Below are 21114 nucleotides of genomic sequence, written 5' to 3' on the forward strand. Positions count from 1 at the left end.
CTTCGTTTGCTGAATGAGGCAATACCCTTTAGTGAGGTTTAGGATTCTAGGTTGTCACAAAATTGAACAGTCGTACAGTTTTTTGATCAGGTAATACCCTGGTTTTCTGAAGTTTTATACAGTTTTATAAATTGCTGCGCTGCTTCTGATTGATAAAGAGGGTTGGCTTGCATGAAAGTCTCTATAACGGCATTTATGAATCAAGATAAATGAGATTGGTTAATCACCTTATTAGGAGAAAATTATGATCTATGCAGCCCCAGGCGCCCAAGGCGCAAAAATTCAGTACAAAGCTAAATACGATAATTTCATTGGTGGAAAGTGGGTTGCTCCAGTAAAGGGCCAATACTTTGATGTTATTACTCCGATTAGTGGGAAGGTTTACACACAAGCGGCTCGCTCTAGTGCGGAAGATATCGAACTGGCTTTGGATGCAGCACATAAGGCTGCTGATGCATGGGGAAAAACATCCCCAACTGATCGCGCAAATATTCTCTTGAAGATTGCAGATCGTATTGAGGCTAACTTGGAGTTACTTGCCTATGCTGAAACGGTAGATAACGGCAAGGCGATCCGCGAAACCCTCAATGCAGATATTCCATTGACTGTTGACCACTTTAGATATTTTGCTGGTTGTGTGCGTGCCCAGGAAGGTGCGCTGTCACAAATTGATGAAACCTCAGTTGCATATCACTTCCAAGAGCCTTTGGGTGTAGTTGGTCAAATCATTCCCTGGAATTTCCCAATTCTGATGGCGGCCTGGAAACTGGCTCCTGCCATAGGTGCTGGCAACTGCGTAGTATTGAAGCCAGCAGAGTCCACCCCAGTTTCTATTTTAGTTTTGGCAGAATTAATTGCCGACCTCTTGCCTCCTGGGGTACTCAATATCGTGAATGGCTTCGGACGTGAGGCTGGAATGCCTCTTGCAACTAGCAAGAGAATTGCAAAGATTGCTTTTACTGGCTCAACCTCCACTGGTCGGGTTATTGCGCAAGCTGCAGCTAACAATCTGATTCCTGCAACTCTTGAGTTGGGTGGAAAGTCACCAAACATTTTCTTTGCTGACATCATGGATAAAGATGATGGATTCTTGGATAAGGCAATTGAAGGTTTGGTCCTATTTGCTTTCAATCAAGGGGAGGTGTGCACCTGCCCATCAAGAGCCTTGATTCAGGAAAGTATTTATGACAAATTCATGGAGAAAGTTCTTAAGCGGGTTGCTGCAATTAAGCATGTAAATCCACTTGATACAGATAGCATGATGGGTGCGCAAGCTTCTAAAGAGCAGTTGACAAAGATTCTCTCTTATTTGGATCTGGGTAAGTAAGAAGGTGCGGAAGTGCTGATAGGTGGCTCACAAGCAAATTTAGAGGGCGATCTTGCTGGTGGCTACTATGTCCAGCCAACGCTATTTAAAGGCCACAATAAGATGCGCATCTTCCAAGAGGAAATCTTTGGACCAGTCTTGGCTGTAACCACCTTTAAAGACGAAGCGGAGGCACTGGAAATTGCCAATGACACTCTCTATGGTCTGGGTGCTGGAGTATGGTCGCGCAATGGCAATGTTGCTTATCGTATGGGTCGCGCCATCAAGGCTGGCCGCGTTTGGACGAATTGTTACCATGCTTATCTAGCCCATGCAGCATTTGGCGGCTATAAAGAGTCAGGCATTGGTAGGGAGACTCATAAGGTGATGCTTGATCGCTACCAGCAAACCAAGAATCTATTGGTCAGCTATAGTGAGACTAAGTTGGGCTTCTTCTGACCCTAAAGCTTTTGTGTTTATTAAAGGGCGGAGAAATCCGCCCTTTTGTCTAATGTAGCACCTCAAGGAAACAGCAATGGTAGAGCGGGTAATTGCAACAGATGCGGCACTCGAACTAATTGGGCAACTAAAGGCTGAGCATGGCCAAATCATGTTTCACCAATCTGGAGGATGTTGTGACAATAGCGCGGCAAACTGCTATTTACCGACAGATCTCACAATTGGCCCATATGACATTAAATTAGGTGAGGTCGGAAGGGGTTCCTTTCTATATCGGAAAGCTCCAATATGAGTACTGGAAACACACCCAGTTGATTTTGGATGTGATCGATGGGCAGGGAGGAACGTTTTCCCTTGAGGGTTCTACTGGAAAGGCATTCCATACCCGTTCACGTTTGTTTGCTGACGAAGAGTGGGAATCAATCAAGGTGCAGGTGTTGAGAGATTTATCTTAGTTAACCCCCCCAAGTGCTTCTTTAGGGTCTCATCTACAATTGTCAGATCATGACAGTTAACTTACCACTCCCCCAAAAAGACCAACTAAAGCCTGTGAAGGGTTTTCAGATGGGCACCGCCGAAGCTGGAATCAAAAAGGCCAATCGCAAAGATCTATTGGTGATGACTTTGGTGCCTGGCTCCCAGGTTGCCGGTGTTTTTACTTTAAATCGATTTTGTGCTGCGCCAGTTCAGGTTTGTAAAGAGCATTTAGCCTTGGATAGTGCAAAGGGTGAGATTCGTGCTTTGGTAGTCAATACCGGAAATGCGAATGCAGGAACTGGTGAGCGGGGCATGAAGGATGCTTTATCCACTTGTGCCGAGTTAGCAAAAGAGCTGAAGCTCAACCCAGAGCAAATTCTGCCGTTTTCAACCGGCGTGATTCTGGAGCCTCTGCCGATCGATAGATTAATTTCTGGCTTGCCTAGAGCGGTTGCCAACCTAGGTGAAGACCACTGGCTTGATGCTGCAGAAACCATTATGACTACGGATACTCAGCCTAAAGCTGCGTCCATGACAGTAGACACTCCATCTGGACTTGTGACCATTACCGGTATTTGCAAGGGTGCCGGCATGATTCATCCTAATATGGCAACGATGTTGGGGTTCATTGCAACTGATGCTGGTTTTGCTCAAGGCCTGCTTAATCAACTGACGCGTGAGATTGTTGATCTTTCATTTAACGCGATTACGATTGATGGCGATACCTCAACTAATGATTCTTTCATCATCATGGCAACTGGTCAGTCCTCGGTGCAGATCCAATCTGTTGCTGAACCTAGTTATGCCTTAGTTAGAGCCGCATTAATCGATCTCGCCCGTAAGCTTGCTCAAATGATTGTGAGGGATGGTGAGGGCGCCACTAAATTTATTACGATTGATGTGCAGGGTGGTAAGATGGAGGAGGAGTGCCGCTTAGTAGCCGAGGCGGTGGCCCATTCACCATTAGTAAAGACTGCTTTCTTTGCTAGCGACCCCAACCTAGGCCGCATTCTTGCGGCGATTGGTTGTGCTGGAATCACTGACCTTGACGTTAACCAAGTGCAAATGTGGCTTGGCGATGTTTGGGTTGCTAAGAATGGCGGCCGACATCCTGATTACCAGGAGGCTGACGGCCAGAGGGTGATGCAGGCTCCAGAAATTACTGTCAAGATTGACTTGGGTCGTGGATCGGCGCAGCAGACGATGTGGACTTGTGATTTATCACATGACTATGTTTCCATTAATGCCGATTACCGCTCATAGGAATTCATGAAATGAATGAAAAATTAGAGCAACTTCTCAACCACCTGGAAACATTTTTACCAAAGCAGTTATCGGAAGAGCAGTGGAAATCTTCAACTGCTTTTAGGTGGCGTCGTCGCGATAGCATCTTTGGAAGTATTGGTTTTTTGCAGCCAGTCAAGCATGTTTCAGATATTACCTTTGAAGATCTAAAAAATATCGATCGTCAACGTGATGCGATTCGTGACAACACCAAAAACTTTATTCAGGGTAAGCCTGCTAATAATATTTTGTTAACGGGTGCGCGTGGCACAGGAAAGTCCTCACTCATTAAAGCAAGCTTGCATGAGTTTGCTAGCCAGGGCTTACGTTTGGTCGAAGTTGAAAATGAGCATTTAGCGGACTTAGCTGACCTTACGGATTTATTAGCAGACCGCCCAGAGCGCTTCATTATTTTTTGTGATGATCTCTCATTTGAAGATGGGGAATCAGGCTATAAGGCTATGAAGTCTGCTTTGGATGGCTCTGTATCAGCACAAGTCGACAATATTTTGATTTATGCCACCTCTAACCGACGTCACCTCTTGCCTGAATATATGAAGGACAACGAAGGTTATGTTCATGGGGATGATGGAGAAATTCATCCGGGTGAAGTGGTTGAGGAAAAGATTTCTCTATCAGAGCGTTTTGGTTTATGGCTTTCTTTTTACCCACCAAAGCAAGATGAGTATCTAGAAATTGTTGCTCATTGGTTACGCCATTTTGGCTTGAGTGATACCCAGATTGAGGGCGCTCGATCTGAAGCATTGGTGTGGGCATTAGAGAGAGGTTCGTGTTCTGGTCGTGTGGCTTGGCAGTTTGCTAAGCACTGGGCCAGCTCGCACACCGCTTAAAGTATTTTGATGAGTGACTCTAACCGTCCTGTGACTGAAGTCGCTGCCGGGATTCTATTGGATGCAGAAGGGCGCTATCTTATGGGTCAGCGCCCTGAGGGTAAGCCTTATGCTGGTTACTGGGAAGTACCAGGTGGAAAAATTGAAGCTGGCGAATCGGTATTCGCAGCACTCAAGCGTGAATTACAAGAAGAGCTCGGGATTGATATTGAGTCCAGCGAAGAGCTGGTTGTCTTGGAACATGACTATCCGCACGCTTATGTTCGTTTGCATGTCAGCATTATTCGAAAATGGAGCGGAACGCCTAAGGGGTGTGAGGGTCAAGCGCTGTCTTGGCAATTACTCAGTGGTGTGCTTCCGACGGTAGAGCCTTTATTGCCGGCTGCCTGGCCCATACTGGAAAAGTTAAAGCTACTAAAGACTTAGAGCTGACAGAGGGTGAGTCTAAAAGGTACATCCTCATTCAAGATCTGCGGTTTTTTATCTTGATCAATCTTCAGAAAGCGAATCGATAGCAGATATTTATTGGCGCTGATTTCTGAGAAGAGGCTGTCATCTTCTACAGCGATACGCATCAATTGATAGACCTTACCAGAAGGTGCTTGTTGATATGCACCTTGATGCGCAACAACATCTTTTGCTTCTCCAGATTGACGGAGCAGTCTCAAGAAAATTTGGCAAGCTTCATGACATGGCAAAAGTGGAGCAACATATTTTTCTAATAACTCCCTGCGTTGATTCGAGGGAGTATTTTTCCAGGCATGATAACTTGGCAAATCAATCGGACTTGTTCCACCAGGAATATTTAATCGAGTACGAATGACATTTAGCCACTCACTCTCAGTAATTGCAGAATTTGGCTTACCCATCGATTGATTAATATTCAATGCAGCTTTATCAATCTCAGATAGCGTTTGCGTCAATGCCTCTTGGTCTACCTTTTGGGAGGACTTTAAACCGTTCAAGGCATATTTTTGACGCTCAAATTCTTTTAGTAGCAGGGATTTGATGTCACCTCGTGAACCAATATCACCCAAGTCAAACAACATCGCAATTGCATTGTGATGTAGCTCTGGATCATCTGAGCGGAGGAACTGATTGAAGCGGGCGAACAAGTACTCCAGCCGAAGCATGCTTCGAACTAATTCATTGAAGGGGTATTCGTAGAGAATCACAAGACTATATTCTATGACGAACTTAGGCGTTCTTCTTAAATTTTGAGCAATTGTTGGTGCAGACTCAGAACCTCTGATTTGAGCTCATCCAAACTGCCCTGATTTTCAAGAACGGTGTTAGCTGCTGCTAGACGGACATTGCGACTCGTTTGCGCTTTGAGAATATTCTCCACATCGAGGCGGGTCATATTGCTGCAGTGCATCACTCTCTGGATTTGTGTCTCTTCTGGGCAATCAACTACGATGAGGTAGTCAATCAGCTTTACCCAAGATCCAGACTCAATAAGCAGCGGGACTACAAAAACAAGATATGGAACTCCAGATTTAGCTAACTCAAAGGCTTGCTTTGCGGTTTCTTGCTGAATCAACGGGTGGGTTATTTTCTCCAAAGCTTGGCGAGCATTGGAATCTGCAAAGACTAGGGTCCGCATTTTGACTCGATCAAGAGCCCCCTGGGAGTTTATGAAGTCATCCCCAAATTCTTTGGTAATTAATGGAATAGCTTTTCCGCCTGGCGCGGTGATTTGATGGGAAATCAAGTCTGTATCAATTACCCCAGCCCCGAGCTCGCCTAGTAAGTTGCTAACTGCCGTCTTGCCAGAGCCAATGCCGCCAGTTAAGCCAATTAAAGGAATTTCACCCTTCAAGGCTTTTATATCAGCTTGGGCAGAATCAAAGTTGGAATGAGTTGGGGCCATAACAGCTCAATGATGCCAGCAATCACCAAAAAGGGGCCAAAAGGAAAGGCTTGCTGCAGTTGATGGCCGCGCCATTGAAGCCAGGTCAGGCCACCCACTATTCCCGTTATAGAGGCTATCAGGAGAACGCTGGGTAGCGCGCCCCAGCCCAACCAGGCACCTAGCGCTGCTAAGAGTTTGGCATCACCCATGCCAATGCCATTGCGGTTTTTCAGAAGACGATAACCAGCATTTAATGTCCAAAGTGAGGCATATCCTAGGAGTGCCCCGAGCAATGCAGCGCTTGGGGTGGTCAGGCGCAGGTCTGAAATTGAGTTAAAAGCAATGCCCAGAAAAATTAAAGGGAATGTAATGGCATTCGGGAGGCGAAAGGTGCGCCAATCGATATAGGCCAAGTAAAGCAAAGCCAGTACTAGTAGGGATTTAACTATCCAGATGCTTACCATGGGATCCACTAAACAATTTGCCCTAAATTAAAGATGGGTAGATATAGGATTATGACCAGACTGCCAATAATGGCGCCAACAAAAAGAATGAGCGCTGGCTCTAAGCTTTGGCTGAGTGCATTGAGTTGGCTACTCAGCTGAGTTCCTAATGAAGTGGCGCGCTTATTTAGCATCTCGGCTAATGCGCCGCTTTCAGCCCCGATATGAAGTAGTAGTAATGTCTCTAAATCTAAAAGTCGTGATTTAGGGTCTGCTCTTTTGAGTGATTCTCCCAAGGGCCAGCCACGAGTGAGGTGTTTAAATATCTCAGCACTCAAGTCATGGCTCACCCAGTGATTTGAGGATTGCGCTGTGACTCTCAGGGCGTCTGGAAGTGCTAAACCAGTTTCTAGTAAATGCCCCAAGGTTCGACACCAATGACTGAGGGTTGCCAGTCTAAATAGATTGCCAAAAAATGGTATGCGCAATAAGAGAGCGTCACAATATTTTTGAAGGGCGATTGATTTGAGCCAGGTGTAGATAAAGCCCATGGCTATTACGAGTGTGCTGATCAACATTTCCAGAAAGTAGTTTTGGATCCCCGCAGAAATGGAAATCAGAATTTTGGTTGGCGCTGGCAGCTCAGCCTGAAAGTTCGCAAAGACCTCCTTAAATACAGGTACAACCCAAATCATCATCACCAGAACCAATAGGAAGAAGGTGGCGAGTGTAATTACAGGATAAGTCAGAGACTGCTGAACTTTTCTTCTCAGCTCAATCTGGGCTTCTAGTTGCTGTGAAATTGTCCTGAGTGCCAAGCTGAGATCCCCTGTCCTCTCACTGACTCTAACAAGGTTAAAAAACTCTGGAGAAAATTTGCCATCTTGTGCGCTTAAGCAAAAAGAAAAGCTATTACCTTTTTGAAGTAGGGTGCGGATATTCTGTAGCCAAATTTGCCATGATTTTGGCGCAGACTGAATTAATAGCTGAATAGCGTTGAGCAAGGGAAGTCCAGCCTGAAGGAGGGCAAGCATCTGTTGTGCAAAATGCAGTTGTTCAGATTGACTGAGTTTTCTGGTTAAAACCATTTGTACTAATGCCAAGTACCAAGCTCCGCATCTAGGGATATCTAATCTATTAAGCCCGACTTCAGTAGTTGCGTTCCTGCTGAGTGGATACCCAAAGCTTGGGCTGATGCAAATAACTGCTCGCTTCCCAAAACTTCATGAACGCCAATGCGGCCGAAATAGCCCGATCCTTTACATAGATTGCAGGGCGTTTTGCTTTGCATTGAATTGCACCCTTTGCCGCGTTTTCGAATTAACCTTTGAGAGCTGACACAACGAAGACAGGATTCAATAGACTCTTGATCTATGCCTAGGCTTTTGAGTCTTGCTAAAGCACCAATAGCATTACGCGTATGGAGCGTGCTTAAAACTAAATGACCTGTTTGGGCTGCCTGGATGGCAAGTTGTGCGCTTGCAGAATCACGTATTTCACCAATCATGATGACATCCGGATCTTGGCGTAGAAGGGCGCGAATAATGGTTGGAAAGTCTAAGCCTGCTTTTGGGTGATAGTTCACCTGATTTACTCCTGGAAGTTGAATTTCAATAGGATCTTCAACAGAGTAAATATTACGTTGCACTTGGTTCAGTGCGCTCAAGCAGCTATATAAAGTGCGTGTCTTGCCACTCCCTGTGGGCCCTGTTACCAGAATCAATCCATTAGTTTGACCAATAGCATCTCTGACTATTTCAAGCTGCTTTGGCAGTAAGCCAATCTGATCTAGTGATAACTCCTCTAGGCGGTTGGGCAAAATCCTGACTACTGCTTTTTCACCATGCAGGGTTGGAAGAATCGATACCCGGCAATCAATATTGGGATAGCTAAAGTCATGGCCGATTAGAAGGCGTCCATCTTGAGGCAAACGCTTTTCTGCAATGTCTAGACGTGACAAGATTTTGATGCGCGTGATTAGCCGCTCGTGCAAATCAATGGGGTATTGGTTTTGTAGGGTGAGGTGACCATCTATTCTCGTGCGTATGATGGTTTCTTGAGATCTCGCCTCAATATGAATATCCGTTGCCCGATTATTTAATGCATCAACAGCGATGTCATGCCAGGCCCGGATAATGTGAGAGTCATGCAGTAGCTCGCTCAATCTTGGTTCGGTTGGGTGAGGGGTTGGTATAGCTTGACTGTTTTTACCCCATGCTCATCAAACTGAACAATTTCCATCACCACGCCAGCAATCCGAATACTGACATCGTAATCGGGAATCGCTTCAAGTTTTTCCAGGATCAGACCATTTAGAGTGCGCGGTCCATCGAGCGGTAGCTCTAACTTCAGAAGGCGGTTTAAATCTCGTAGTGATGCGCTACCGCTAGCAAGATAAGTCCCATCAGCTAACCATTGAGGGTCAGTGGAAAGATTCGAGAATGAAGTGGTGAACTCACCGATGAGTTCTTCAACAATGTCTTCAAAAGTGACGAGGCCAAGTACCTCACCATACTCATTAACCACTAAACTCAAGCGCTGTTGGTTATCTTGGAAAAATTGCATCTGCTGAAGAACGGGCGTCCCGCTGGGAATGAAATAAGGCTCATTTAATAATGACCTGAAGTCTTCATGGTGAAGCTCTGAATTACCCAGTAATGAGAGTGCTTTTTTAACTGAGAGAATGCCAACGATGCGATCAGAGTCGCCATCGCAAACTGGGAGCTTGTTGTGATAGCAAGTTTCTAATTGCTCAATCACTTCATCAATTGGTCTTGAGAGATCTAATAGCTCAATCTTAGATCGTGGTGTCATCACATCATCAACCAAGATATTTTCAAGATTAAAAAGATTGAGCAGGATATTGCGATGGTGAGCTGAAACAAAACGATTGGATTCGAGTACTAGGCTACGCAACCCCTCTTTGCTCATTACTCGATTTTCAGCTGAAGTTTGAAGACCAAAAACCTTCATTAATCTAGATACAAAACTAGTAATAAACCAGAGCAAGGGCTTGAGTATGTAAGTGAGAGGCAGAATGAACCAGCCAACATTACTGGCAATTTTTTCTGGGGAGGCTGTGCCAATGACTTTTGGGGTGATCTCGCTAAAAATAATGATGAGAAGTGCAACAACTAAGGTAGCTATCGATAGCACTAGGCCACTATCACCAAAAATATGAAGAGCAATGCCAGTGACTAAGATTGGCAGAATGGTGTTGATGAGGTTGTTGGAAATCAACAGCACTGAAAGCAGAGAATCAATACGCTTCAATAATCTTTCAGCTAATGCAGCTCCAGAATTGCCGCCATTAGCCATTGCACGTAAGCGATGGCGATTGGAAGACAGCATGCTGGTTTCGGCCATAGAAAATAAGCCGGAGAGCGCAAGCAGGAAGATAACCAATGCGACTTGACCAATTAAAGGCCAATCATCAAAAAAAGTGTCCATCAGCGATGTCCGCAAAGAATAAGGAATGTCCAATATAGCAAAGTGCTACTTCACTAGCTATAGACTTATTGGAATCCTGTACGAATTTATTCCTCAATGTATGTCAGAATCTTCAGCATGCCCATCTCTACATCAGCCGAGTATTGCGTGATATCCGCCCCTTTTGGGTGCCTGGGTGTACAAACAGAGTTGGTAGACGGTAGTTTGATGATCTCCAAAATCGATTATCTGCCTCCAGGTACCGCGTTAATTTCTCCGAGAAATGCTTTGGCTAAAGCATTCTCTAAACAGAGCGCTCAGTATTTCAAAGATGCTTTGTCACTATTTGATATTCCACTAAAGCCCACTGGAACAGTGCATCAGCAAAAAGTGTGGAATGCTACTCTCGGTATTGAGGTGGGAAAGACCAGTACCTATGGCCAGATTGCAAAAAAGATTAGAAGTGGGCCTCGTGCGGTTGGGACTGCCTGCGGTGCAAATCCTTATCCTTTGGTTACCCCTTGCCACAGAGTGGTATCTGCACAGGGCCTTGGGGGTTTTATGAAGGAAGATGCCCCGGGCTTCTACCGCCAGATCAAAATTTGGCTCTTAAAGCATGAGGGTGTGCTTTAAGGATTCTTTATAGATAGTTTTCTGAGATGACTGGATGCAGCATAAAAGAATGCTTTCATCAGAAATGCATTTCTGGCGGCAAGCTTAGTAAATGCATAAAAAATCCAAACTGAATTTCTAGACAGCTTCACTTCGGATTTATTACTAAATTCTTTTCTGTAGGCAATTTTCTCAAGCGTCATTACCGCAAGACCGAAAGCAAGAAAGCAGAAGCGTCTCAGACCCACTTCATTTTCTGGAATCAGAAGAATGTAGCTCATGGAATCTTGCAGTTTTTTATAGGCAATATTCAGTAGCATGTTTTGACTCATGCCTATTGGTTTCCAGGAGACACCACGTGCACGATCTTCTGGTGAATCCTTCAAAATGTTAGTCATTTGTAAAGCTTGACCAAAAGCGATAGCCAGTTGCTGATGCCCTTCGATTTGTTTTGCAAATCCAGAAGAGTAGTTGCTAAAGATGGTTGTCAGCAGCTCTCCCACAACACCAGCCACCACATAGCAATATTCTTCAAATTCTGCGAGATCTTTTAACCCTTCTTGCGTTTGTCGGCCATGGAAATGGGACATGCCATCGGACATGATTGAAACGCAACGGCTAATCGCTGCCTGATCTGTATCGGGAAAGGTGTGGAGAATTCTTAGGACGGTTGGGGTGTGAGCGATTAAATCGAGCTCATCGACATTGGGGTAGCCTTTTAATGCTTCAAGGCAGGGGCTTACAAAAGCATCCACTGGAATAGCTCCCAGAACTGCCTCTAAAAATAGCTTAGATAGGCCCTGCTTTTCTGCTGGATTAAGTTCAGCTGCATCCTCAATCGTGTCGACAATCCGACACAGTAGATAGGTATTCCCGACCACCACCTCAATTGCTGGAGGAAGAAGGGGGATAGTGAGTGCAAAAGTGCGCGATACGGAACTCAAAATCGCCTTTTGATAGGCTAGATCGCTATTGGGGTTCTCTGTTGGGCGTATGGCGGAATTCACCCATGAATTATGTCAGACCAGCTCACCCAAATTTGGCTCTTATTGATTAAATGTCATAAGTGACAAGGCCATATAATTTGTTCAAATTCTGAAGGAGTTATTGGGCGATGTTGATTTGGTTTGTCATTATCTATTGGGTGGTATCTGTAGGTATCGGCCTTTGGGCTGCGCTACGGGTCAAAAACACGGCTGACTTTGCTGCAGCAGGCATAGCCTTTCTCTGCCCATCGTCACCGCTACAGTCTTCGCCACCTGGTTTGGCTCCGAAGCGGTGTTAGGTATTCCAGCCACCTTCCTTAAGGAAGGGCTTGGCGGGATTGTTTCCGATCCTTTCGGATCTTCCCTGTATCTGATCATAGTCGGACTCTTTTTTGCTCGTCATCTCTACAACCGACGCATGCTCACCATTGGTGATTTCTTTCGAGAAAAATATGGCCGTACTGTAGAGGTTTTAGTAACGCTCTGTATTGTGGTTTCCTATTTAGGGTGGGTGGCCGCGCAGATTAAAGCCTTGGGACTGGTTTTTAATGTTGTGTCTGAAGGCGGCATCACACAAACAGCCGGGATGTTAATTGGCACTGGTAGCGTTCTGATTTATACGCTTTTTGGTGGCATGTGGTCGGTGGCAATTACCGACTTCATTCAGATGATCATCATTGTGGTGGGCATGCTTTATATCGGCGGCGAGATAACTGCCCAAACTGGTGGTGTCGGTGTAGTTTTTGAGCATGCAGTTGCTGCTGGCCAGTTTTCCAACTTCTGGCCCGATATGAATCTCGCTTCTATCCTTGGCTTTACAGCCGCCTTATGCACAATGATGTTAGGTTCTATTCCGCAGCAAGATGTGTTTCAGCGAATTACATCCTCTAAGAATGTGAACATTGCAGTGCAAGCTGCTTTGTTAGGAGGGGTGCTGTACTTTGTGTTCGCGTTTGTTCCACTGTATTTGGCTTACTCTGCAACCATCATTAGTCCGGATCTAGTGAAGCAGTATTTATATACAGATCCACAAATGATCTTGCCAAAACTGATTTTGAACCATGCCCCACTGATCGCGCAGATGATGTTTTTTGGTGCCTTACTATCAGCCATCAAGAGTTGCGCCAGCGCTACATTGCTCGCTCCATCCGCTACCTTTGCTGAAATATTGTAAGAGGCTTTTTTAAGCATTTATCTGATCAAGACTTATTGAAGGTTATGCGAATTACGGTGCTCTGCTTCACAGCGGTAGTTACTTTTTTTGCCATCAACTCTAATTTATCGATTTTTAAGATGGTTGAGAATGCCTATAAGGTGACTTTGGTTGCAGCTTTTGTGCCACTTGCTTTTGGGGTGTATTGGTCCAGGGCAAATTCTTTGGGAGGCTTGTTAGCCGTCATTTGTGGTTTAGTTGTATCAATCAGTTGTGAGGTTCTTGCCCCTGACACTATTCTCCCCCCTCAGTTAGCAGGCCTTTTGGCTAGTATTGCCGGCATGCTTTTGGGCGGACTGGTGCCTAGGGCTAGATTGATTGCAAGTTGACCCAAATTGCTTAAATATTAGGCAGAATATTTTGTTGCACCGCAAAATGTTCGCCTCTAAAATGACACTAATTCAAAATTTCTTATCTTTATGGAGTTCTTATGAAAATCTGTGTGATCGGTGGAGGGGGCGCGATTGGCGGTTACCTTGCTGTCATGTTGGCGCGAGCCGGCAATGACGTTACTGTGGTTGCGCGAGGTGCTACGTTGATTGCAATTAAAGAGCGTGGCTTAGCATTAATTATGGATGATCAACCTGAGCCTTTGGTGGCATAGGTAAAAGCAGTTGAAAAAATTCGCGATGCTGAGACTCCAGACGTGGTGATTTTGGCTGTGGAAGGTGCACCAAGTTGAGCCGATCATTGAGGATCTTACCGCAATCATGGGTCCGGAAACGATTTTGATTCCGATGCAAAACGGAATTCCTTGGTGGTACTTCCAGAAGCTGGGTGGCGACTATCAAGATCACTCCGTTGAAACAGTCGATGCTGGTGGTGTTGCGAAGAATGCAATCAACCCAAATAACATCATTGGTTGCGTAGTGTATCCAGCAACCTTTACTCAGGCTCCTGGCGTGATTCGTCACGTTGAAGGCAATCGCTTCCCATTGGGCGAGTTAGATGGCAAACAGACTGAGCGAATTCAGAAGATGTCTGAAATGATGACTGCGGCTGGATTTAAGTCACCAATCCTGGAAGACATTCGCTCTGAGATTTGGTTGAAGTTGTGGGGCAATATGACTTTCAATCCAATCAGCTCTCTGACTCATGGAACTTTGGAAGGCATTTGCCAATATCCGCTCACAAAAGAGTTGGCTCGGAACATGATGGCCGAAGCACAAACGATTGCCGAGAAGTTGGGCGTCACTTTCCGTGTCGACATTGAACGTCGTATTGCTGGCGCTGAAAAAGTTGGAAAACATAAAACATCAATGTTGCAAGACTTAGAAGCAGGCCGTAGCTTAGAGATTGATGCCTTATTGGGTTCTGTGATTGAGCTTGGCAAGATTACTGAAACACCAACGCCTTGCCTCAATACAGTCTTTGCCTTAACAAAGTACCTTGATGAAAACGTTCAAGTTTCTAAAGGTAGCTTGGCATTGCCATCTGTTTCTGGTTACTAAGCCTCTGCAGAAGTAGGTAGATTCAACTCCCAAAGTAATTGAGTATTAAAAAACCCCTCATCATGTTTAGTGGTGAGGGTTTTTCTTTTAAAGCTTTCGTTTTAAATTAACTGATCTGATGATTTATTCGAAGCGATTATCTAAGCGTCCAACCCCATCAATGATGATGCTGACGTTGCTGCCGGGCTTCATTGAGCCAACGCCAACAGAAGTACCGCAGGCAATGATGTCACCAGCTTGCAGTGGCACATCTTGAGAGATCAGGCTAACCAATTTAGCTGGCGGGAAAATCATGTCAGAGATCGGATAGTTTTGACGCTCTTGATCATTCAAAATAGTTTTAATTGTTAACTTGCTTGGATCTACATCAGTGGTGATGTAAGGGCCAAAGACTCCAAAAGTATTGAAGCTCTTGGAGCGTGTCCACTGTGCATATCCAGGATCGCGATTCAAAATTTCAATTGCAGTGACATCGTTAATGCAGGTGTATCCAAAAATGGCAGCAGCCGCTTGCGTCTCATCCACTTCATGGCATGCTTTGCCGATGACGATTCCGAGTTCGCCCTCATAAACAACTTTTCCAGAGTAGGATTTTGGGGCGCGAATGGTTTGGTTGGCTGCCAAGAAAGAGTTATTGCCTTTCAGGAAATATAAAGGCTCTGCAGGCACGGCATGTTCAAGTTTGGTAACCAGCGCATGAAAGTTATCTACCATGGCCACCATCTTGGATGGAGTGCATGGGATATCGATGGTGACATCAGATAGCTTTAATGTCTCGCCAGTAGCTTGGGGATTGTTAAATAGATCGCCGGTGTACACAGCAATCTGATCGCCCTGTACTTGACCTAAACCGACTTTGCCTTGATGTTGAAACCTGAGCCATTGAGCCATAATGAATTCTCCTGATAGTTAATATTTGATAGGCAATATCTTACAGGGATGAATGAATGACTAAGAATTCTGAATTGCAATTTGCACCTGAATTAGACCAGCCGCTTCGTTATATTGAGCGAACCCGTAATTACTATCTAGGTTTGGGGTATGAAACACCCTATGTTTGGGCGCATTACATGGATGTGGCCTTTACTCCATTACAAAAGCCCCTAAATCAATCGATCCTAGGTTTAGTCACTACTGCAGTTCCCTTTGATGCCAGTAAAGGCCCCCAAGGACCAGGTGCTCCTTATAACGCAGCTGCTAAGTTTTACGACCCCTACACTCGATCAATTGATGAGGATGCAGACTTGCGTATTGCTCATGTCGGGATTGATAGGCGCAATGCCGACATGCAGGATAGTAATTGCTGGTTCCCATTAGGCGCAGCAAAACGTGCTGTTGCAAACGGACGCATTCAGTCCCTGTCGAAACATTTTTACGGGCTACCCACTAATCGTAGTCAACGACATACCCTGGAAATTGATGCGCCCTTGATCTTGAATAAGCTGCGAGAAGATCGTGTTGATGTTGCCGTGTTAATTCCGAATTGCCCGATTTGCCATCAGAGTCAAAGTTTATTGGCGCGTTATTTAGAGACTGCCGGCATACCGACAGTCATCATGGGTGCAGCGAAAGACATTGTCGAATATTGCGGCGTTCCCCGTTTACTTTTTAGGGACTTTCCGCTGGGTAATGCTGCAGCTCTTCCCAATAATATTCAATCGCAAGACTCCAATTTTGAATTGGCTCTTCGCTTGTTAGAGGGCGCTCCAGCCGCCCGAACAACGGTGCAATCCCCTAGTTTGGGGTTCGGATCCTTCATGGAAATTAGACTATTCCAATCTGGAAAGGCTTAGCGCAGAGGAGATTGCACGCTTGCGTGATGAGGCGGAAAAAGCGCGAATTACTGCACGCGATATCAGGGTAAAAAGTGTTGGCGCCTAGGTTTGTCTAGACAATGAGTATTTGCACAAGGCATGTAGTGCGGTTGTCGCCTCATTTTGGGGAAAGTCTTTGAGACATTCGAGTGCGAGATCTACTTCTCGCTTTGCGGCAGCTTGGGTGTAATCCAAAGCCCCAGAATTTTGTACTGCACTCAGAATCTGTTGAAAGACGTCATCAGGCAAGTCTTGATTTTGCTCGATTGCTGCTCTAACTAGAAGGCACTCTTCAGCGCTGCCATTTTCCAGAAGATAGATGAGTGGCAACGTAGGCTTCCCTTCTCTCAAATCATCACCAGCATTCTTACCCATTTGTGAGGCATCTGCGGTGTAATCTAAAAGGTCATCCATTAATTGGAAGGCTGTGCCAATGTGGCGACCAAAAGCAGCAGCCTGCTCTCGGTAACTATCTGATGCTTTCGCCAAAATTGCCCCAAGCTCTGTGGACGCTTCAAATAATTTGGCAGTTTTATAGCGAATCACCCGTAAATAACTCTCTTCGTCCACTTCTGGGTCATTCATATTGAGGAGCTGTAAAACCTCGCCCTCGGCAATCGTATTGGTTGCATCGGACAGGATTTCCATGACGCGGAGGTCATTGGGGCCAACCATCATCTGAAAAGCCCGGGAATACAGAAAATCACCCACCAGCACACTGGCAGCATTACCAAAAGCGGCATTGGCAGTCTCGCGACCCCTTCTCAAGGTGGATTCATCGACAACATCATCATGAAGTAGGGTGGCTGTGTGGATAAATTCCACTACGGCTGCTAGTTCAAGGGCGTGTGGCGTATCTTTACCATTTGCTAAGGCCTTGCTGACTAGGAGCAAAAGGGCTGGTCGAACCCGTTTTCCGCCCGCTTGGATGATGTAAGTGGAGATTTGGTCAATTAGGGCGACTTTTGAGGCTAGTCGCAGGCGAATAACTTTATCTAAGGCCTTGAAATCTAAGGCAATTGGGGCCAGAATTTGGCTTAATTCATTGGTTTTGACAGTGCTCGTCATGCAAGATACAATAATGGGCTTAGCTCATCCAGGGTGGATTAGCTTAAATGTAGATATTAATTGAGGTTTCAAACCATGTACGCGGTCATAAAAACCGGTGGCAAACAGTATAAAGTTGCTGCAGGCGAAAAATTGAAAATAGAACAGATACCAGCGGAAATCGGCAGCGAAATCACTCTTGACCAAGTCTTAGCCGTAGGCGAAGGCGCTTCACTCAAATTGGGTGATCCATTGGTTAATGGTGCAGCTGTGATGGCCACTGTCGTCTCCCAGGGACGTCACGATAAAGTGACAATCTTTAAGATGCGCCGTCGCAAGCATTATCAAAAGCACCAAGGCCATCGTCAGAATTACACAGAAATTCTGATTAACACGATCAAAGCCTAATTTAGGCTAACGGCTAAATAGCAGGAGAAAGATATGGCACAGAAAAAAGGCGGCGGCTCGACACGAAATGGCCGCGACTCAGAATCGAAACGCTTAGGCGTTAAAGTTTTTGGCGGCGAGCAAATTAACGCTGGCAGCATCATCATTCGTCAACGTGGTACACGAGTACATCCGGGTATTAACGTTGGTATTGGTAAAGATCACACTTTGTTTGCCTTAGTTGACGGACAGGTGGAATTTGGCGTTAAGGGTGCTTTGAAGAAGGCCCAGGTTTCAGTTCTCCCGCGTTCATAAGACGCCTGACTGAGACACGTTTGATTCAGATTTATTCCGAATTTAACTCTTAGGAACAGGCCTCGCTAAGCGAGGCCTTTTTTATTCATGAAATTTATAGACGAAGCTCGTATTGAAGTCATAGCTGGCCAAGGTGGTGCCGGGAGTGCCTCCATGCGCCGCGAAAAGTTTATCGAATTCGGCGGTCCTGATGGTGGCGATGGCGGTAAAGGCGGAAGCGTATGGGCAACCGCAGATCGCAACATCAACACTTTGATTGACTATCGTTACGCTAAAACGCATACCGCAAAAAATGGTGAGCCTGGACGTGGCGCTGATTGCTATGGTCGCGCAGGTGACGACATTGAGTTGCGTATGCCAGTGGGCACCATCATTTCTGATTACGAAACTGGTGAACCAATTGCTGATTTAACCACCCATGGTGAGCGACTTTGTTTAGCTCAAGGCGGTGTTGGTGGTTGGGGAAACATTCACTTTAAGAGCAGTACAAACCGCGCTCCTCGCCAAAAGACAAATGGCAAAGAAGGCGAGCGTCGCAAGCTCAAACTGGAATTAAAAGTATTGGCTGACGTAGGTTTGCTGGGTATGCCCAATGCCGGCAAATCGACTTTGATTACTGCTGTTTCTAACGCGCGTCCAAAGATTGCAGACTATCCGTTTACAACGCTGCACCCCAATTTAGGTGTGGTGCGTGTTGGTGCTGAGCGCAGCTTTGTAATTGCCGATATTCCAGGATTGATTGAAGGTGCTGCAGAAGGTGCTGGCTTGGGTCACCGCTTCTTAAGGCACTTGCAACGCACTGGCGTACTGTTGCATTTAGTTGATATTGCACCATTTGATGAGAATATTGATCCAGTGGCGGATGCTGTTGCTATCGTGAATGAATTGCGTAAGTACGACGAAGCTTTGGTTGAAAAGCCACGTTGGTTAGTTTTGAACAAAATCGACATGATTCCCGAGGAAGATCGCAAGAAGGTGGTTGCGGACTTTATTAAACGCTTTAAGTGGAAGGGCCCTGTTTTTGAGATCTCCGCTTTAACAGGCTTGGGCTGCGATAAGCTGTGCTATTCATTGCAAGATTATTTAGACTCTATTCGCAAGGATAGGGATGATGAGGATGAGCGTGCTGCGGATCCTCGTTATCAAGAGCAAGCTCAGCCAGAAGATAAAGCACCAGATTAATTAGTAGTCATTTGAGAGCCGTATTTGATATGAACACTCAGAAAGCGAAGCGAATCGTAGTGAAGGTAGGCTCAAGCCTAGTCACCAATAATGGTGAGGGCTTGGATCGTGCCGCAATCGGCATGTGGGCGGAGCAAATGGCTGCCTTGCTAGCTGCTGGGCATGAGGTGTTGATGGTCAGTTCCGGTGCGATTGCTGAAGGCATGCAGCGTCTTGGTTGGAGTAAACGTCCGCAGGAAATTCATCAACTACAAGCTGCGGCTGCAGTTGGTCAGATGGGTTTGGTGCAGGTCTATGAAAGTTGTTTTGCGCGTTTTAATTTACGTAGCGCACAAGTGTTGCTGACGAATGCAGATTTGGCGCATGCTGAACGCAATGCAAATGCCAAGGCGACTTTAGATACTTTGCTAAAGCTAGGCGTTGTTCCAATCATCAATGAAAACGATACCGTAGTTACCGATGAAATTAAATTTGGTGATAACGATAGCTTGGCTGCTTTGGTGACCAACTTAATTCATGCGGATTTACTGGTTATTTTGACTGATCAAGGTGGATTGTTTACTGCCGATCCGCGTCAAGATGCTTCTGCCACTTTATTGAGTGATGCCACTGCTGGTGATCCTGCTTTAGAAAAAATGGCTGGTGGTGCTGCAAGCGAACTCAGTAAAGGCGGTATGTTGACCAAAGTGTTGGCTGCGAAAGTTGCCGCTCAAACAGGCGCTGCAACTGTCATTGCCTCTGGGCGTGAGCCTCGGGTTCTCACTCGTCTGCTGAATGGTGAAAAAATTGGTACCTGCCTGACCGCTGCTTAAGTGTCAAAACCAAGTCATTACACTTTTAATTAATTACACCATATGAATTGGTAGGCTTTGTCCCGCCAGTAAATCCATTTGGATTCAGTGACTGAAGAACATCTTTGATACTCTTCTCTTGGGTATTAAAGTTGCAGAACGCCCCTTGCGCTAATGCAGCTTGATAACGATTTGGTGTGTGGTCTTTGATTGGGTTCCAACTGGAAAGAGGGTTCTCTTTCCAGGCATTGGATTCGAAGGTGCCATAAAGGCGCCATTGGAATGAATCACAACGAATACCTTCATACTGCACTTGGCTGTTGCCATTAGGGCTCGTCAAAATAACGATGTATCTAGTGATACCATCGTTCCCAATCAAAATGGAGTTGGTGTCGACTGCAAATTTAAAAATTGTCTGCTGTGAGACGTAAAAAGGCTGAATGGTTGCTTTATTAGGTGGGTTTAGCGGCATTGCTGTCACACCCTCTTTGAAAACCATTGGCGCAAATGGATCAACTCCACTCTCTAGGGGGTCTCCAGCGCATCCGTATAGAGCTAAGCTGATAGCTAAGCCTAGGATTGAAAATCGAAGCTTATAAATAGAGAATTTCATGATGGCTTATCGGTAGGTTTTGCTTCTTTGGACTCATCTTCTTGAACCCCATATAGGGATTGAAATAAATCGAGCGGAGATCCCCAGGCGAGTTGCTGCATGCGTATGCCGCGGGACAAATAGCGTGCAAGCTCGGAAAGGGCTAATTGATAGACCTCCCGTTTGAAGTCAATTACGGCATCTAGTTGAATCCAAAAAGGAACCCACCGCCAGGCATCAAATTCTGGATGTTCTGAAGCGCGCAGATGAATATCGCTGTCTAAACCGACTAAGCGCAGCAAAAACCAGATTTGTTTTTGACCTCGATAGCTGGCTCGATGCGTTTTGAAGGCATGTTGACGACGCAGGAACTCCTCTGGGACGTCGTAACGAAGCCAGCCCCTAGTCCGTCCAATAATTTGGACATGTTCTGGCAGCAAGCCCACTTCCTCATGCAATTCGCGGTACATGGCCTGCTCTGGGCTCTCACCATGCTGAATCCCGCCCTGCGGGAACTGCCACGAATGCTGCCCAACGCGTTTTCCCCAGAAAACCTCGTTATGGCTGTTGAGGAGGACTATGCCGACATTGGGTCGATACCCTTCACGGTCAAGCATGAG

Annotated in this window: 19 protein-coding genes and 5 pseudogenes; 13 read left to right on the top strand and 11 right to left on the bottom strand. The window is 45.8% G+C overall.

Going from position 1 to position 21114, the window contains the following annotated elements:
- Nucleotides 1-244: 244 nt before the first annotated feature.
- From exaC to DXE44_RS00370, 5 genes and pseudogenes are all read left to right on the top strand, one after another.
- Nucleotides 245-1765 (top strand): annotated as a pseudogene (gene exaC / locus DXE44_RS00350) (acetaldehyde dehydrogenase ExaC).
- Nucleotides 1766-1841: 76 nt separating this feature from the next.
- A pseudogene (locus DXE44_RS00355) lies at nucleotides 1842-2220 on the top strand (DUF779 domain-containing protein).
- A 49-nt stretch (nucleotides 2221-2269) separates the two neighbouring features.
- Nucleotides 2270-3505 (top strand): bifunctional glutamate N-acetyltransferase/amino-acid acetyltransferase ArgJ, encoded by a 1236-nt coding sequence (gene argJ, locus DXE44_RS00360; protein WP_114651748.1) that lies wholly within the window; start codon nucleotides 2270-2272, stop codon nucleotides 3503-3505.
- An 11-nt stretch (nucleotides 3506-3516) separates the two neighbouring features.
- Nucleotides 3517-4377, top strand: a complete 861-nt coding sequence (locus tag DXE44_RS00365; RefSeq protein ID WP_114651750.1) for an ATP-binding protein — start codon at nucleotides 3517-3519, stop codon at nucleotides 4375-4377.
- A 9-nt stretch (nucleotides 4378-4386) separates the two neighbouring features.
- On the top strand, nucleotides 4387-4803 hold the full coding sequence (locus tag DXE44_RS00370) for an NUDIX domain-containing protein (RefSeq protein ID WP_114651752.1): 417 nt from the start codon (nucleotides 4387-4389) through the stop codon (nucleotides 4801-4803).
- Here DXE44_RS00370 and zapD read toward each other — a convergent pair.
- The 6 genes from zapD to DXE44_RS00400 are packed head-to-tail and all read right to left on the bottom strand — an operon-like array spanning nucleotide 4800 to nucleotide 10125.
- The gene (zapD, locus tag DXE44_RS00375) at nucleotides 4800-5552 is read right to left on the bottom strand and encodes a cell division protein ZapD (protein ID WP_114651754.1); all 753 of its coding nucleotides are present in this window, start codon (nucleotides 5550-5552) and stop codon (nucleotides 4800-4802) included. The genes DXE44_RS00370 and zapD overlap by 4 nt on opposite strands.
- Nucleotides 5553-5587: 35 nt before the next feature.
- Nucleotides 5588-6250, bottom strand: a complete 663-nt coding sequence (coaE, locus tag DXE44_RS00380) for a dephospho-CoA kinase (protein WP_114651756.1) — start codon at nucleotides 6248-6250, stop codon at nucleotides 5588-5590.
- A complete protein-coding gene (locus DXE44_RS00385) occupies nucleotides 6205-6696 on the bottom strand; it encodes a prepilin peptidase (RefSeq protein ID WP_114654281.1) in 492 nt (163 codons plus the stop codon). The genes coaE and DXE44_RS00385 overlap by 46 nt, the downstream gene beginning before the upstream one ends.
- Before the next feature lie 8 nt (nucleotides 6697-6704).
- On the bottom strand, nucleotides 6705-7778 hold the full coding sequence (locus DXE44_RS00390; RefSeq protein WP_231970508.1) for a type II secretion system F family protein: 1074 nt from the start codon (nucleotides 7776-7778) through the stop codon (nucleotides 6705-6707).
- Nucleotides 7779-7804: 26 nt separating this feature from the next.
- Nucleotides 7805-8839 (bottom strand): GspE/PulE family protein, encoded by a 1035-nt coding sequence (locus tag DXE44_RS00395; protein ID WP_114651758.1) that lies wholly within the window; start codon nucleotides 8837-8839, stop codon nucleotides 7805-7807.
- Nucleotides 8836-10125: an HlyC/CorC family transporter gene (locus tag DXE44_RS00400; protein ID WP_114651759.1), complete on the bottom strand. Its 1290-nt coding sequence runs from the start codon at nucleotides 10123-10125 to the stop codon at nucleotides 8836-8838. The genes DXE44_RS00395 and DXE44_RS00400 overlap by 4 nt, the downstream gene beginning before the upstream one ends.
- A 117-nt stretch (nucleotides 10126-10242) precedes the next feature.
- On the opposite strand from DXE44_RS00400, the gene DXE44_RS00405 reads away from it, so the two are divergent.
- Entirely contained in the window at nucleotides 10243-10737 is a 495-nt protein-coding gene (locus DXE44_RS00405; protein ID WP_114651761.1) for a methylated-DNA--[protein]-cysteine S-methyltransferase, read from the top strand.
- Here DXE44_RS00405 and DXE44_RS00410 read toward each other — a convergent pair.
- On the bottom strand, nucleotides 10734-11723 hold the full coding sequence (locus DXE44_RS00410) for a squalene/phytoene synthase family protein (protein WP_197712780.1): 990 nt from the start codon (nucleotides 11721-11723) through the stop codon (nucleotides 10734-10736). The two genes, DXE44_RS00405 and DXE44_RS00410, sit on opposite strands and share 4 nt — an antisense overlap.
- 107 nt (nucleotides 11724-11830) lie before the next feature.
- Between DXE44_RS00410 and DXE44_RS00415 the strand changes: the two are divergent.
- Nucleotides 11831-13244, top strand: a pseudogene (locus DXE44_RS00415) (high affinity choline transporter 1).
- Nucleotides 13245-13345: 101 nt separating this feature from the next.
- Nucleotides 13346-14366 (top strand): annotated as a pseudogene (locus DXE44_RS00420) (2-dehydropantoate 2-reductase).
- Nucleotides 14367-14489: 123 nt separating this feature from the next.
- Here the strand turns inward: DXE44_RS00420 and DXE44_RS00425 are convergent.
- Nucleotides 14490-15257, bottom strand: a complete 768-nt coding sequence (locus DXE44_RS00425) for a fumarylacetoacetate hydrolase family protein (protein ID WP_114651763.1) — start codon at nucleotides 15255-15257, stop codon at nucleotides 14490-14492.
- Nucleotides 15258-15313: 56 nt separating this feature from the next.
- On the opposite strand from DXE44_RS00425, the gene DXE44_RS00430 reads away from it, so the two are divergent.
- Nucleotides 15314-16159: a reductase gene (locus DXE44_RS00430; RefSeq protein ID WP_197712781.1), complete on the top strand. Its 846-nt coding sequence runs from the start codon at nucleotides 15314-15316 to the stop codon at nucleotides 16157-16159.
- 84 nt (nucleotides 16160-16243) lie between these two features.
- Here the strand turns inward: DXE44_RS00430 and DXE44_RS00435 are convergent, their stop codons facing one another.
- Nucleotides 16244-17248: a polyprenyl synthetase family protein gene (locus tag DXE44_RS00435; protein ID WP_114651765.1), complete on the bottom strand. Its 1005-nt coding sequence runs from the start codon at nucleotides 17246-17248 to the stop codon at nucleotides 16244-16246.
- A 75-nt stretch (nucleotides 17249-17323) separates the two neighbouring features.
- Here DXE44_RS00435 and rplU point away from each other — a divergent pair, with 75 nt between their 5' ends.
- The 4 genes and pseudogenes from rplU to proB all read left to right on the top strand — a co-directional run.
- On the top strand, nucleotides 17324-17635 hold the full coding sequence (gene rplU, locus DXE44_RS00440) for a 50S ribosomal protein L21 (protein ID WP_041484800.1): 312 nt from the start codon (nucleotides 17324-17326) through the stop codon (nucleotides 17633-17635).
- A 33-nt stretch (nucleotides 17636-17668) separates the two neighbouring features.
- Nucleotides 17669-17929, top strand: a complete 261-nt coding sequence (gene rpmA / locus DXE44_RS00445) for a 50S ribosomal protein L27 (protein WP_114651767.1) — start codon at nucleotides 17669-17671, stop codon at nucleotides 17927-17929.
- Nucleotides 17930-18016: 87 nt separating this feature from the next.
- Complete coding sequence (gene obgE, locus DXE44_RS00450; RefSeq protein WP_114651769.1) at nucleotides 18017-19111, top strand: GTPase ObgE; 1095 nt, start codon at nucleotides 18017-18019, stop codon at nucleotides 19109-19111.
- Nucleotides 19112-19140: 29 nt separating this feature from the next.
- Nucleotides 19141-19917: pseudogene (proB, locus tag DXE44_RS00455) on the top strand (glutamate 5-kinase); the annotation flags it as partial.
- Nucleotides 19918-19948: 31 nt separating this feature from the next.
- Here the strand turns inward: proB and DXE44_RS00460 are convergent.
- Together DXE44_RS00460 and DXE44_RS00465 are read right to left on the bottom strand one after the other, a co-directional pair.
- Nucleotides 19949-20515, bottom strand: coding sequence for a CNP1-like family protein (locus DXE44_RS00460; protein WP_197712782.1), 567 nt, complete (start codon nucleotides 20513-20515; stop codon nucleotides 19949-19951).
- The gene (locus tag DXE44_RS00465) at nucleotides 20512-21111 is read right to left on the bottom strand and encodes an RNA pyrophosphohydrolase (protein ID WP_114654283.1); all 600 of its coding nucleotides are present in this window, start codon (nucleotides 21109-21111) and stop codon (nucleotides 20512-20514) included. The genes DXE44_RS00460 and DXE44_RS00465 overlap by 4 nt, the downstream gene beginning before the upstream one ends.
- Between the last annotated feature and the right edge of the window lie 3 nt (nucleotides 21112-21114).

It is taken from the genome of Polynucleobacter necessarius (assembly GCF_900095175.1).
Taxonomy (GTDB): Bacteria; Pseudomonadota; Gammaproteobacteria; order Burkholderiales; family Burkholderiaceae; genus Polynucleobacter; species Polynucleobacter necessarius_I.

What these genes read in the sequence shown, in the direction of transcription:
- argJ (WP_114651748.1), top strand. Translation starts at nt 2,270, where the DNA reads ATGACAGTTAACTTACCACTCCCCCAAAAAGACCAACTAAAGCCTGTG.
- DXE44_RS00365 (WP_114651750.1), top strand. Translation starts at nt 3,517, where the DNA reads ATGAATGAAAAATTAGAGCAACTTCTCAACCACCTGGAAACATTTTTA.
- DXE44_RS00370 (WP_114651752.1), top strand. Translation starts at nt 4,387, where the DNA reads ATGAGTGACTCTAACCGTCCTGTGACTGAAGTCGCTGCCGGGATTCTA.
- coaE (WP_114651756.1), bottom strand. Translation starts at nt 6,250, where the DNA reads ATGGCCCCAACTCATTCCAACTTTGATTCTGCCCAAGCTGATATAAAA.
- DXE44_RS00385 (WP_114654281.1), bottom strand. Translation starts at nt 6,696, where the DNA reads ATGGTAAGCATCTGGATAGTTAAATCCCTACTAGTACTGGCTTTGCTT.
- DXE44_RS00400 (WP_114651759.1), bottom strand. Translation starts at nt 10,125, where the DNA reads ATGGACACTTTTTTTGATGATTGGCCTTTAATTGGTCAAGTCGCATTG.
- DXE44_RS00405 (WP_114651761.1), top strand. Translation starts at nt 10,243, where the DNA reads ATGCCCATCTCTACATCAGCCGAGTATTGCGTGATATCCGCCCCTTTT.
- DXE44_RS00425 (WP_114651763.1), bottom strand. Translation starts at nt 15,257, where the DNA reads ATGGCTCAATGGCTCAGGTTTCAACATCAAGGCAAAGTCGGTTTAGGT.
- DXE44_RS00430 (WP_197712781.1), top strand. Translation starts at nt 15,314, where the DNA reads ATGACTAAGAATTCTGAATTGCAATTTGCACCTGAATTAGACCAGCCG.
- DXE44_RS00435 (WP_114651765.1), bottom strand. Translation starts at nt 17,248, where the DNA reads ATGACGAGCACTGTCAAAACCAATGAATTAAGCCAAATTCTGGCCCCA.
- rplU (WP_041484800.1), top strand. Translation starts at nt 17,324, where the DNA reads ATGTACGCGGTCATAAAAACCGGTGGCAAACAGTATAAAGTTGCTGCA.
- rpmA (WP_114651767.1), top strand. Translation starts at nt 17,669, where the DNA reads ATGGCACAGAAAAAAGGCGGCGGCTCGACACGAAATGGCCGCGACTCA.
- obgE (WP_114651769.1), top strand. Translation starts at nt 18,017, where the DNA reads ATGAAATTTATAGACGAAGCTCGTATTGAAGTCATAGCTGGCCAAGGT.
- DXE44_RS00460 (WP_197712782.1), bottom strand. Translation starts at nt 20,515, where the DNA reads ATGAAATTCTCTATTTATAAGCTTCGATTTTCAATCCTAGGCTTAGCT.
- DXE44_RS00465 (WP_114654283.1), bottom strand. Translation starts at nt 21,111, where the DNA reads ATGCTTGACCGTGAAGGGTATCGACCCAATGTCGGCATAGTCCTCCTC.